Raw genomic sequence first — 13,326 nt, 5'->3', positions numbered from 1 at the left:
TAATTAAATAGCTTCTATTCCAGTTTTTCCGGTTCTTACTGTAACCACATCATTTATCGTAGCTACAAATATCTTTCCATTTCCTGGATTTCCGTTTTGATTTACTTCTATAATAGTTTTTACTGTATTTTGTACATCTTTATCCTCTACAACTAGTATTATCATTCTCTTTGGCATTAATCTGTGCATCTCAGACAATTGCTCAGCGATTATTGGAGGTAGTCCTTCATCCTCACTAAATGCATTTTGAAATAATTCATAAGCTATTTTTTTCTTTCCTCTTCCCATAACCCTTATTGCAGTCATAGAAGGAACTGCTATTTTAAGAAGAGCTTCTTTTGTTTTATTAACCATATCCATTCGAATGATAGCTGTTATTTCCTTCATATTATTGGCCCTCCTTATAATCCAGAATTTCCAGAACTTATGGTATATACTTCGTCTACATCACTTACGAAAATCTTTCCATCACCAAAAGCACCTTTTTCTCCTGTTTTTGAACTTCTAATTATAATTTTTATAACATCATCTTTATCATTATCGCTAACTACTAGCATTAACATTTCTTTTGGAATTTCGTCATAATATACATCTCCGACCTTAACTCCTCTTTGCTTACCACGTCCAACTACACCTATCTTTGTAACTGCTGGGAAACCAGCATCACATAACTCTGAGAGAACAATACCTACTTTTTCTGGTCTAATTACTGCTTTAATCATTATCATCGTTTAATTCCCCCTATCTATATTGTTATAATGAATTAGATATACTTAATTAGATATCCATTAACCCATGTTCCATTAATATTGCTTCTAATCTTTCTTGAGACATTGGTTTTGGAATAACAAACATCTTATTTTCATCAATTGCTTTAGCAAGTTGTCTATATTCCTGCGCTTGTCCTGCCTCTGGATCAAATTCTATTACAGTTTGTTTGTGTATTTCAGCTCTTTGAACCATATTGTCTCTTGGCACAAAATATATTAATTGACTTCCAAGTTCTTCTGCAAATGCTTTTAATAGGTCTATTTCCTTATCTACATTTCTACTATTACAAATTATTCCACCAAGTCTTATTCCTGAACTGTTAGCATATTTAAGTACGCCCTTTGCAATATTGTTTGCTGCATATAGTGCCATCATTTCACCACTTGCAACTATATATATTTCTTGAGCTTTTCCTTCTCTCATTGGCATTGCAAACCCACCACAGACAACATCACCTAAAACATCATAAAATACATAATCTAAATCATCAGTATACGCACCTAAACTTTCTAACATATTAATTGCAGTAATAATTCCACGTCCTGCGCAACCTACACCCGGCTCTGGGCCACCTGATTCAACACATCTTATATTTCTATAACCAGGCTTTAATATTGAGTCAAGATCTACCTCCTCGCCTTCTTCCCTTAATGTATCAAGAACACTTTTCTGTGCAAGACCACCAAGAAGAAGTCTAGTTGAATCTGCTTTTGGATCACATCCAACCACCATGATTTGTTTTCCCATTTCTGCAAGACCTGCTGTTAGATTTTGAGTTGTGGTAGATTTTCCAATACCACCTTTTCCATAAATTGCTACTTGTCTCATATTAACTCCTCCTCATATATATAATTCTTTACCACAAATTTATTTGAAGTAAAGTATTTACCAAATTAAAAATGAGTTTTTTGAATATCTAAAAATCATTTTGTTTAAAAATAGTTTTAATATGTTTATGACTTTTATAAAATATAAATGACTGTTTTATAAAGTTATAATTTATTTTATTTCAGAAGTTTAAATATTGTATTTTTTGAGAAATTTATTATTATTCAATTTAATTCTGAAAATTGCGAACATTTAACACGTAAAATCATTTATATTAGTGTTATTATAGATAAAAAGCCAGTATTTCTTTATGTTTTATTCTAAATGATCTTTTTGAAATCTTATCATAACCATAATATTTACTTTATGTGATTTAATTATTAGTTTTAAATAAAATATTTTTTGTTTAAATTTTGAAACAAATGAATTGTATTTATATATTTATACTCATTTTTACTCTTTTTTAATAGGTTATTTTTATTTATATTACTGTCTTTTTGATATATAGTCAAGCCTTTTTTGCAAGTTTTTTATAATAATTCTTGCAATTCCATCATTTTTTGTTATGATATCGTTGCCATATGAATTGATTAATTTTGCAATCGTTGCCATGTTTTTCTTATGTAATCTGGTTTTATTTAACTAACTTCATGTCATTTCTAAATGTTATTATGTTGTTGATTTATCCTAATATTAGCTTTATAATACGCTATATACACTATCATTATATTTAACACAATTAATAATGATATAGTAAAGGAGGCATTCTATAATTGGATTTGATTAAAGATAACTCAAATGTAGTAAATTTAAATATTGGAAATTTTTCAAAAATGATAGGTCAAACTTGGAATGTCCCTGAGAATGTTCTTTCAAATTACATATTAGCAAATGTAAGCATAGCAATCATTAGAAACCCTGAAATGAAAAAAGATATTAATAAATTGTATCTTCTTGATAAAATTAAATATTATGAAGTTGTTAAAAATTCTTCCTGTGCAAAGCATATTATTATGACACAAGGTACACTTGAGCAAGAAATTGAAGGAAGAAAAGCACTTGGTGTTCTTTTAATTGCGGAGAATGATTATAACTTAAGAAACACTATAATTAAATTACTTAGAAAACACTACTGCGTAGTATTTAATGCTGTTAAAAAGCATGAAAAAAGAGAGTTAACTAAAAAATACCATCTAATGGATGAAGTTACAATGAAAACAGAAGCAAGGCTAGAAGCCGCAATATACTTTTATTTTGGTATATATCGCACTGCAAGTGAAGTTGATCAAGGTTTTTTTGAATCAATTATTAATGATATAAAAACATTTGAGTTTTGTGATCCCATGACAAGAGACATAACGAAGGAATTAGAAGTACATAAAAACGAGCTTCAAGAAATCAAAGCATTACTCAAGAGAAAGTATGGCAAAATAAATAGTTTTAAAGATATTTTAAACAGCAATATAAATATTATTGAAGAATCAGGTGGAATTCTTGAGAATATTTTCATTATTAACAAACTTGATGTTAATCATTTATTCTCCGATTCGAACTTTTTAAATATTGATGAAATATTATTATCCTATATTAAAATGGGATATACTTCTTTGGACCCTAAAGTGATACTTCAAGTTCTTGTAAATGGCATTTTTATAAAATCTTTAATTAATGAATATAAAAAATCTAAGAACCTATATTTTGAAAATAATCAAGAAACATTACTTATTAAAATAAACACTTTAGATGATAATTTAAATATTGTTAATCTGACAAATAAAGATATATCAAATAAGTTAATGATTTCTAAGAAACAAAATACAAAATTTGAAGATACTTTAAACATTCAGATAAATAAAGTAAATAAAACACATAATTCTGAAGTTGTGGAAATGCAAAATAGAATCACTGATCTTGAAAACCAATTATTAGTTGAGAAAAGATATAGAACTGAATTAAATGGTCTACGAGAATATGTATTTAAAATAAACAATGATTATATCCCGCTTGCGCAAACAAAGTCATTATCAGATTACATATCAAATTTTAATATTATTATCATAGGTGGTGCTAAAGACTGGAGAAGAAGATTCAGAGAAAAATATCCAGAGCTTAGAACGTTGCACGGCTTTAGTGAAAATTTTGATACTAGTGTTTTAGCTAATTGCGATTATGTGTTTTTCTATCCCGGTTTTATGAATCACGCAACCTATTACAAGGCAATGAACTTTATAAGAACTAATCAGCTTAAATTTGGATATATAGGAAAAACAAATATAGACTTGGTAGAATTAGAAATAATCGATGAATTAGAAAAAGGTCGCCTTTAATAGGTGACCTTTTAATTTGATATGCTTTTCTTGATTTTTATAACTTTATCCGTATTAATTCTTATTTTTAAAGGAAGTGGTTTTTGTTTAATTAAATCCCATTCTTCCTTTGAAATATCCCACATTATATTATAATCTTTTTCACCTAGTATAGGCTTACCAAATTTAAGATATACTTTTATTCTAAATAAAGCCTCACTAGTAAAAACAACCCAACAATTAAAAGTATTAATGACTTCATCTTCTTCACAGATTTCTAAATAATGAGCCCTAATTCCTATATATGTTATATCGCCTTCTATTTCATAATTAAATGTAATTTTGCATCCCCAATCAACAGCTTCTATTATATTAGGTTCAATTTTCCTAGCCTTTGAAATATTTTTACAACCTGTTAATTTAGCAGAATAAAGCGTTGGTGGATTATTAAATATAACGTCCTTATGACCAACAGCATCAATCTTTCCTCCTGCTATTATTATTATATTATTGCATAATTGATAAGCTTCTTCCATGTTATGTGTAACAAAAATTGAAGTTCCCTTAAATTCCTTAAGATCCTCCTTCAGCCTAATAATCATGTTATTCCTAAGGTGCTCATCTAGTGCTGAAAATGGTTCATCAAGAAGTAATATTTCAGGGTCTACAACAAGAGCCCTTGCAAGTGCAACTCTTTGTTGTTGCCCTCCTGACAATTGATATGGATATCTTTTTTCCATTCCATTAAGCTGTAAGTCCATAATTTTCTTACTAATTTTATTAACTTTATCAACTTTAGAAATCCTTTTAATAAGCCCGAAACCAATATTTTCTTCTACTGTCATATTAGGAAAAAGAGCATAATTTTGAAAAAGAAAACCAACCTTTCTTTCTCGTATTGGCATATTTATTTTTTTTTCTGAATCAAATAACACACGATTATTTAACACTATTCGCCCTGTATCAGGTGTTGCAATTCCCGCAATACATCTTAGCGTCATGCTTTTCCCTGACCCAGACGATCCTAAAAAACCTAATGTATAATTATCAGCCTTAAATTTAACTTTAAGTTCAAATCCTTGTAGTTTTTTTATAATATCTACTTCTAAACTCATAATTATTTTCTCCTAGCAGATGATACTATAAACATTTGCTTCTCAGCCCATTTATCACTAGCAACCATTACTGTTAAAGATATTATAAATATCAATATAACCCATTTAATGGCATTGCTAGTTTCTCCTGCTACCTCAGCAAAATATATTGCAATTGGTATTGTTTGCGTTTTACCAGGAATACTTCCAGCAATCATTATAGTTGCTCCAAATTCTCCAAGTGCCCTTGCAAATGACAAGACTGTACCTGCGGCAATTCCTGGCCAAGCTAGTGGTACAGCTACCTTCCAAAAAATTTTTCGCTCTGATACCCCAAGGGTCCTTGCTGCATTAATAACATTAACATCAATTTGCCTAAAAGCACCAACACAAGTCCTATACATTAAAGGAAAGGCAACTACAGTTGCAGCTATAACTGTAGCATACCATGTGAATATTATATTAATTCCAAATCTACTTAATAACTTTCCTATATGGAAATTCTTTCCTATAATCATAAGTAATATAAATCCTACAACCGTTGGAGGAAGTACCATTGGCAATGTCAAAATCCCATCTAATATCCCCCTAGCACGTCCCTTATAGCTAGCCATAAACCAAGCCGCTGCGATACCAATAAAAAACACTATAAAAGTAGCTGTAATAGAGGTTTTTATGGAAATCCATAATGGTGAATATTCTGACATACACTCCAACTCCTAACTTATTTTACAAGAAAGCTAAAACCATATTTAACAAACACTGCTTTTGCTTTATCACTAGATAAATATTTTAAAAACGCTTTAGTATCATCTATATTTTTACTAGCTTTAATTACAGCAACTGGATATACCACTGGCTTTTTATATAATTTTTTGCCAGCGACAGCTACAACCTTTACCTTTTTAGAAGTCTTAGCATCCGTGCCATATACAACTCCGGCATCTGCATCTCCTGATTCTACCCAAGATAAAACTTCTTTAACATCTTTTCCATAAACAGCCTTTGCTTTCACTTTATCAAGAATTTTTAAAGATGTCAATATTTCCTCTGAGTATTGTCCTACAGGAACAGTTTTAGACTCTCCCAAAGCAATTTTTTTGATATTACTGTTTTTCAAATCTTTAAAATCCTTAATACCTAATGTAGAATCACTCTTGGTTATAAGTACCACCGTATTTCCTAATAGATTAACCTTAGTAGAGTCAATCAGCAACCCTTTTTTCGCAAGTTCAGTCATCTGTTTTGTAGCCGCCGAAAAGAATAAATCAGCATTTGCGCCTTGTTCTATTTGTTGTTGTAAAATTCCTGAAGAACCAAAGTTATAATTTATTGTAACATTGGGTTTTTCCTTTTTATAAAGTGTTTTTATTTCCCCCATGGCCTCTGTTAAACTTGCAGCAGCTGAAATTGTAAGTGTAACTGATTTTTGAGCAGCTGGTTGAACTGGTGTTTCAGCTGTTTTAGCCTTTTGAGCGCACCCCGTCATTGCCAATGTGAATGTAATTAGGAACATAGTTAATACAAAACTTACTCTTTTTTTCATTTTCTTCCCCCTATAAATATATTTCTATTGTGTTCTATTATGTTCTGTCATGTTTTGTTATGTTACGTTGTGTTTATTGTTTTTTATTGTATCCTAATTCACTGAATATTTCAACTATTTTTTATAAATAATTTATAATAATGAACTAAAAAGTGATTTAGCGTATATGCTAAATCACTTTTTAGTTCATTAGGTCTCCGCAGTTATAACCCCTATATCTTTAAGGTCATATCCGCCTATACCTTCTAGTTCGAGTTTAAACTCCTTTGACCTAATAATTTGAAATACAGCTTGAAAACGAGGCTTGTCTAAATCCTCTTTCTTAATTACAAGATCATAACTTTCAGTTTGTAATGGAATGAAATCAATTTCATTTACCTGCTGGCAAGCTTTTTCATTTCCAATAGCTATATCAGCTCCCCCTCTTGCAACAGTACTCGCTACTGCAAGATGTGAAAAACATTCTCTATCGTAACCAGATAGATTATTACCATCTATTCCAAGCTTTTTTAAATGTTCATCTAATAATACTCTTGTCCCACTACCTATCTCTCGGTTTATTATAATAATTTCTGATCGTTTTAAGTCTTCCCATCCTTTTACCTCTTTAGGATTACCCTTTTGAACATAAAATCCTTGCATCCTATTAGCAAGATGAACTATTATTGCAGGTATTCCAGGAAGCATTCTTTTTACATAAGGTACATTATACTGCCCTGTATCACCATCCCATAAATGAGACGTAGCAATTTGAACATTACCATGATAAAGTGCATATAATCCATCATAACTACCAATATAAGATCTAAGTGCCTGAAACCCTTTAGTATGTTGTTGTAAATGTCTTGATAATATATCTAGCATAATATCCTGACCACATATAACAAAGCCATAATTTTTTTGAATTTTTTCTAATCCATATTGGCTCTCAATCGAATTATAAGAATTAATTCCTTCATCATTACTTTGTTTAGTATTTTGAAGTCTTTTAGACTTATTTTTATATTCTTCAATGTCCTTCATTTCTATTCTTAATTTATTGCCAACTTTATATGAATTAAGCTCTCCTCTTTTTACCAATTCATAAACTGTGTTCTTTGATATTTTAAGTATCTCCGCAACTTCTATTGGAGTTAATGCAGAATATTTCTCCACTCTTTCAGCCTCCCCATATATGGTCTTCCCATATTTAAAAATTACACATAGACTCAAAAATTATCCTTACTTGTTATATAAATATGTGATTTGTAATCTACATTTTATTTATATATTATACTTATTAGATTATAAAATCAATAATCAGAAGATGTTTGTTGTATTAATATTGACTTGATCACTAATTTGTTTCTTAGTTCTACTTAATACCTTTTCAGTATTGATATATATCATGTTAAACAACAAATAGCGACATTTTTTTTATAAAAATAACATTTTTTATAGTATAAGTGCTATACTATTTAAATACGACTTCATAATATTTCCCATGGGATTTTTTGAGTAGGATTAAATTAGACTCAAAATAAAGGTGGTGAATATATAATTTAGCTATCTCATGTTTCGTATTAAAGTGAAATAGAACTATTAAATGAAATATTGGAGGCAAACAAATGAAAAAAAGAATAGTTTTTATAGTAATGCTATTGTCTATAGTAAGTTCCCAAATTGCAATTGCAGACACCGGTGTTGTAAATACATCATCATTACGTGTTAGACAAAAACCTTCACTTTTATCTAACATTACAGGTTATCTTTCAAAAAACGAAAAAATAACTACTCTCGGAAAATCTGGAGATTTTTATATAATAAATCAGGGTGGAAAAACTGGTTACATAGGTAGCTCATACGTAAATCTAGTAAAAAGCGCTCCTGTTACAACTGAAAAACATGGTCAAATAACAGCGACAACATTAAATGTAAGGTCTGGAGCTGGGTCCACCTACCCCGTGACTGGATCTATTACACTCGGAAGCAAAGTTACAATACTCGGTACCTTAAATGGGTTTTATAAGATAATTTATAATGGAAAAACAAATTATATAAGTACCTTATATGTAAAGGTTACAAGTAGTACAAGCACTCCTACACCTGCTGTAACGCCTATTGTAACCACTCCAGCAAAACCTACTGGTGTTGGAAAAATTATAGCATCTGATTTTTTAAATGTAAGAAAAACAGCTTCCTTGGATAGTAAGGCAACTATTATAGGTTCATTAAAACCAAATCAAAAGATAGATATATATGGAACTCAAGGTAATTTCTACAAGATCAAATATTCTGGTCAATGGGGATACATATATAAACCATATGTAAGTATGGTTTATGAAACATCAAACAGTCCAAACTACATAGCAAATGGACAACAATCTACTACAACCGTTACCGGAAATAATATAGTGTCTTATGCTAATACATTTTTGGGTACGCCGTACTTATGGGGAGGTACTACTCCTGCAACATTAAGTACTACTGGTAAATATATAAGTGGTGGCTTCGATTGTTCAGGACTTGTACTTTATGTTTATAATCACTACGGTATAACTTTACCTAGAACAACTATGGATCAGATAAATGTAGGTACACCTATTAATATAGATAATCTTAAAAATGGCGATTTAGTTTTCTTTACAACAAATACTTCTTCACCTTCTGAGGTATCTCATATTGGAATTTACATTGGAAACAATAAATTTATACATTGTCCCAAACCAGGCGATGTTGTAAAAATATCTGAATTAACTGGATATTATAAAGAGCACTTTGTAATAGGTAAAAGAGTAATAAAATAATTAATATAATAAAAGCTTGTAAAATTTAAATTTTACAAGCTTTTATATTATTCTACTACAGCATCCAATATACTTATAATTCCAAGTTCTGCATCCATTCTGACCCTAGCCCCAATTGGGATTGTAAGTTTAGGGTAATCATGCCCTGAGCAAAACCCAGAAAACATAGGTATGTCTAAATTGTATAATCTATCCTCAAGAACTTCTTCTAGTGTAAGGCTTCTTTCATAATGTGGTAAGTCACAAGCTTTAAATTGGCCTAAAATAATCCCCTTACACTGCTTAAGTTTATTTGATAATAAAAGTTGTGTTAGTATTCTATCAACTCTATAAGGTGCCTCATTAACTTCTTCTATAAAAAGTATTTTATCTTTCATATCAATTTCATATGGAGTCCCAAGCGAGTTACATATTAACCCCAAATTACCGCCTATAAGGTTACCCTTCGCTATACCTGGGTTTATACATGATGTTTTAAATTCATCTGGATTTTTAATAGTGTATGGTTTATACCCTTCCATAAATGTAAACATAAAGCTTTTAAATGTGACCATATCTTCTAAATTAGAAGTCCCCATTGGGCTATGAAATGTAGTTAGCTCACATTTTTCGTAAAAAGCATTTAGAAAAACTGTTATATCACTAAACCCTGCAAATATCTTTGGATTTTTCTTTATAATATCATAATCTAGATATGGTAGTAATCTACTTGAGCCATATCCACCTCTAACACAAAGTATCATGTCTACTGCTTTATTTTCAAACATTTCCATAATATCGGATGCTCTGTCTTTATCTCTGCCAGCAAGATAACCCCATCTATCATATAGATGTTTCCCCTCTATTACATTAAATCCTAGATTATTTAGAAATAAAATTGCCTTTTTTATTGCTTCTATATTTTCAGGACTTGCAGGAGAAATTAGCCCAATAGTATCTCCGAACCTTAGCCTTTTCCCAATCATCGTTAGCACTCCCTCAGATTAATTTAAAATATTAAATAATTAAAAAGCTTATAAGATTAATATCTACAAATCTTCCCAATAAATTTTTTCTTCTTTATCATCTATCGCAGCTGATTTATCAAATAATTTAATAACTACAATTGCAAATATAAAACCAACGATTCCTCCGCAAACTCTAGCGATTTGAATAGGTGCTCCTATATGTTTCCCTATATTTCCTCCTAAGACTACCGCAACAACAACAATTATTATCGGGAAGACAAATAGCATAAAGGAAGCTAATAACATATTAGTCTTTTTTTCTTTTACAGTACCTTTTTCTTTAGATTTATCTGTTTTCATAATAATCTCCTTTCAACCAAAAACTTGTTCTAATAAAATACAAACTCAACTTATTTTTCTCATAAAATGTACTTAAGTAACTTTAATTATATATTATCTAGATATTAAAAACAATAATATAAAACAGAAAAAATTTACCAAATAAACTGTACTCTTAAAGCATATGTTCTATATTAAAAGCTTTGGCGAATATACATTTTATTTGCCACTAACCCCTTAATGTACTAAAATGAAATGGAAAGTTAAAATAAATAATATGGAGGTTTTTAAATGAACATAATGATAATTACTTCTAGTCCTAACACTGACGGTTTAACTGCTGCCTGTGGTGAGGCTGCAAAAGTTGGAGTAGAAATGGGCGAAGCTACCTCAAATATAATAAGTCTTAACACATTAAATATTCCAGCTTGCCACGCTTGTGGAAAAGGATGGGGTACATGCCTTAAAGATCATGTCTGCCAGGTAAAAGATGATTTTCAAGCCCTACACAAAAAAATGGTAAAAGCAGATGGATACATAATTATTACTCCTACTTACTGGGGTGATATGAGCGAATCGCTCAAATCATTTATTGATAGACTACGCAGATGCGAAGCCTCAAATGGTGATAAAAACAGTTTATTTGGTAAACCTTTTATATGCATTGCAGCTCCCGGTGGAACTGGCAATGGATGCCTTTCCACTCTTGCCTCATTCGAAAGATTTGTAGACCATGTTAAAGGTGTAAAATATGATTTCATAGGGGTAACTAGAAGAAATAGAGAATATAAATTAGTTACCATAAAAAATGCTGCACAAAGCATGGTACAAAGCCTTACCGTATAAAATTAGTTCAACGTAGTTTCATGTTTGATAATGATATTATCAAAAATAATAACCTACATCTTTCTATAAGATGTAGGTTATTATTTTTATAAATTTTTAGTTTAATACCAATTTAAAATCTTGGGATTTCTAAGATGGCACCTTTATTACCTGATGACACTAATGCAGCATACCTAGCAAGATAACCTGTTGTAATACTAGGTTTTCTTGGCTTCCAGTTTGCTTTTCTTATTTTAAGTTCTTCATCACTAACATTAAAGTTAATAGAATTAGCATTAATATCTATTAATATAATATCCCCCTCGTGAATTAAAGCAATGTTTCCGCCAACTGCCGCTTCTGGAGAAACATGTCCAATTGCAGCTCCCCTTGTTGCACCACTAAACCGTCCATCTGTTATAAGAGCTACACTGTTACCGAGTCCTCGTCCCATAATAGCAGATGTTGGATTAAGCATTTCTCTCATGCCAGGACCACCCTTAGGACCTTCATAACGAATTACAATAACATCTCCTGGAGTAATCTCATCTGAATTAATAGCGCTTAAAGCATCTTCTTCACAATCAAACACTCTTGCTGGTCCTTCATGTTTTAACATTTCAGTTGATACCGCAGACCGTTTTACAACACATGAATCTGGAGCAAGATTACCCTTAAGTACAGCAATTCCCCCAGTAGTACTATAAGGATTTGTAATAGTGCGAATCACCTGTGTGTCTTTTATTACGCATCCTTTGATATTTTCTGCAACAGTTTTGCCCGTACATGTAATCAAATCAGTGTTTAATAAATTCAATTTGTTTATCTCGTTCATAACAGCATAAACTCCACCAGCCTCATTTAAATCCTCAACATAGGTATGTCCTGCCGGTGCAAGGTGACAGAGATTAGGTGTTTTATCGCTAATTGCATTTGCCATATCCACGTTTAACTCAATGCCTACTTCATGAGCAATTGCCGGCAAATGAAGCATACTGTTTGTACTACATCCAAGAGCCATATCCATAGTTAGAGCATTTTCAAATGCACCTTGGGTCATAATATCTCTCGGCCTTATATTTTTACCCAGTAGTTCCATAATTTTCATTCCGGCTTGTTTTGCAAGCCTAATTCTCTCAGAATAAACCGCGGGGATAGTTCCATTCCCGCCAAGTCCCATTCCAAGAACTTCCGTTAAACAATTCATGCTATTTGCAGTATACATACCAGAACAAGATCCACAGGTTGGACAACATTTATTTTCAAATTCTTCCAACTTTTCCTCGGTAATTTTACCAACATTAAACTCACCAACTGCCTCAGCAATGCTTGAAAAACTTGTTTTACATCCATCAATTTTACCTGCAAGCATAGGCCCTCCACTTACAAAAATAGTTGGTACGTTAACTCTTGCTGCTGCCATTAAAAGCCCTGGTACATTTTTATCACAGTTCGGTACCATTACTAGTGCATCAAAAGCATGTGCCATAGCCATAGCCTCTGTTGAATCCGCAATTAAATCTCTTGTAGCTAGTGAATACTTCATACCTTGATGACCCATGGCAATTCCATCGCATACTGCAATTGCTGGAAAAACTATCGGAGTACCGCCTGCCATTGCTACACCAATTTTCACAGCTTCTACAATTTTATCTAAATTCATATGACCTGGTACAATATCATTTTTTGAACTAACGATGCCTATAAGAGGCCTTTCCATTTCTTCTTTTGTAAAACCTAAAGCATTAAATAGTGCACGTTGAGGTGCTCTGCTTGTTCCTTTTGTTACTACATCACTTCTCATAACATTACCACCTTTATAAATTATAGTCCACAGTTGTTTGTTTTCATTGTACGTTGTATGATGTCTGTTGTCAATGATTT

The 13,326-nt window shown here is 31.3% G+C and carries 14 protein-coding genes; 3 read left to right on the top strand and 11 right to left on the bottom strand.

The window, feature by feature from the left end; all coding sequences use genetic code 11:
* Positions 1-3: 3 nt before the first annotated feature.
* The 4 genes from A7L45_RS06325 to A7L45_RS24050 form a co-directional block, all read right to left on the bottom strand.
* Positions 4-387, bottom strand: a complete 384-nt coding sequence (locus A7L45_RS06325) for a P-II family nitrogen regulator (protein ID WP_071611990.1) — start codon at positions 385-387, stop codon at positions 4-6.
* A gap of 14 nt (positions 388-401) precedes the next feature.
* Complete coding sequence (locus tag A7L45_RS06320) at positions 402-728, bottom strand: P-II family nitrogen regulator (RefSeq protein WP_071611989.1); 327 nt, start codon at positions 726-728, stop codon at positions 402-404.
* 49 nt (positions 729-777) lie between these two features.
* Positions 778-1,599, bottom strand: coding sequence for a nitrogenase iron protein (gene nifH, locus A7L45_RS06315; RefSeq protein WP_071611988.1), 822 nt, complete (start codon positions 1,597-1,599; stop codon positions 778-780).
* A gap of 486 nt (positions 1,600-2,085) precedes the next feature.
* Positions 2,086-2,211 (bottom strand): hypothetical protein, encoded by a 126-nt coding sequence (locus A7L45_RS24050; RefSeq protein ID WP_257786567.1) that lies wholly within the window; start codon positions 2,209-2,211, stop codon positions 2,086-2,088.
* A gap of 161 nt (positions 2,212-2,372) precedes the next feature.
* Here A7L45_RS24050 and A7L45_RS06310 point away from each other — a divergent pair, with 161 nt between their 5' ends.
* Positions 2,373-3,926, top strand: a complete 1,554-nt coding sequence (locus A7L45_RS06310) for a hypothetical protein (RefSeq protein ID WP_071611987.1) — start codon at positions 2,373-2,375, stop codon at positions 3,924-3,926.
* 11 nt (positions 3,927-3,937) lie between these two features.
* On the opposite strand, the gene A7L45_RS06305 is transcribed toward A7L45_RS06310, so the two are convergent.
* The 4 genes from A7L45_RS06305 to A7L45_RS06290 form a co-directional block, all read right to left on the bottom strand.
* Positions 3,938-5,020 (bottom strand): sulfate/molybdate ABC transporter ATP-binding protein, encoded by a 1,083-nt coding sequence (locus A7L45_RS06305; protein ID WP_071611986.1) that lies wholly within the window; start codon positions 5,018-5,020, stop codon positions 3,938-3,940.
* Between the two features lie 2 nt (positions 5,021-5,022).
* On the bottom strand, positions 5,023-5,706 hold the full coding sequence (gene modB, locus A7L45_RS06300; RefSeq protein ID WP_071611985.1) for a molybdate ABC transporter permease subunit: 684 nt from the start codon (positions 5,704-5,706) through the stop codon (positions 5,023-5,025).
* Positions 5,707-5,723: 17 nt separating this feature from the next.
* Positions 5,724-6,545, bottom strand: a complete 822-nt coding sequence (gene modA / locus A7L45_RS06295; protein ID WP_071611984.1) for a molybdate ABC transporter substrate-binding protein — start codon at positions 6,543-6,545, stop codon at positions 5,724-5,726.
* A 189-nt stretch (positions 6,546-6,734) separates the two neighbouring features.
* Positions 6,735-7,700 (bottom strand): substrate-binding domain-containing protein, encoded by a 966-nt coding sequence (locus A7L45_RS06290; RefSeq protein ID WP_071611983.1) that lies wholly within the window; start codon positions 7,698-7,700, stop codon positions 6,735-6,737.
* Between the two features lie 452 nt (positions 7,701-8,152).
* On the opposite strand from A7L45_RS06290, the gene A7L45_RS06285 reads away from it, so the two are divergent.
* The gene (locus A7L45_RS06285) at positions 8,153-9,331 is read left to right on the top strand and encodes a C40 family peptidase (RefSeq protein WP_071611982.1); all 1,179 of its coding nucleotides are present in this window, start codon (positions 8,153-8,155) and stop codon (positions 9,329-9,331) included.
* 47 nt (positions 9,332-9,378) lie between these two features.
* Here the strand turns inward: A7L45_RS06285 and A7L45_RS06280 are convergent, their stop codons facing one another.
* Positions 9,379-10,296: a S66 peptidase family protein gene (locus tag A7L45_RS06280; protein WP_071611981.1), complete on the bottom strand. Its 918-nt coding sequence runs from the start codon at positions 10,294-10,296 to the stop codon at positions 9,379-9,381.
* Positions 10,297-10,359: 63 nt separating this feature from the next.
* Complete coding sequence (locus A7L45_RS06275) at positions 10,360-10,638, bottom strand: SoxR reducing system RseC family protein (RefSeq protein WP_071611980.1); 279 nt, start codon at positions 10,636-10,638, stop codon at positions 10,360-10,362.
* Between the two features lie 270 nt (positions 10,639-10,908).
* Here A7L45_RS06275 and A7L45_RS06270 point away from each other — a divergent pair, with 270 nt between their 5' ends.
* Complete coding sequence (locus tag A7L45_RS06270; protein WP_071611979.1) at positions 10,909-11,463, top strand: flavodoxin family protein; 555 nt, start codon at positions 10,909-10,911, stop codon at positions 11,461-11,463.
* Between the two features lie 112 nt (positions 11,464-11,575).
* Here the strand turns inward: A7L45_RS06270 and ilvD are convergent, their stop codons facing one another.
* Positions 11,576-13,246 (bottom strand): dihydroxy-acid dehydratase, encoded by a 1,671-nt coding sequence (gene ilvD / locus A7L45_RS06265; protein ID WP_071611978.1) that lies wholly within the window; start codon positions 13,244-13,246, stop codon positions 11,576-11,578.
* Positions 13,247-13,326: the final 80 nt, after the last annotated feature.

Origin of the sequence: Clostridium estertheticum subsp. estertheticum (genome assembly GCF_001877035.1) — a bacterium.
Classification (GTDB): Bacteria; Bacillota; Clostridia; order Clostridiales; family Clostridiaceae; genus Clostridium_AD; species Clostridium_AD estertheticum.
This window is presented reverse-complemented; position numbering and strand designations above follow the sequence as displayed.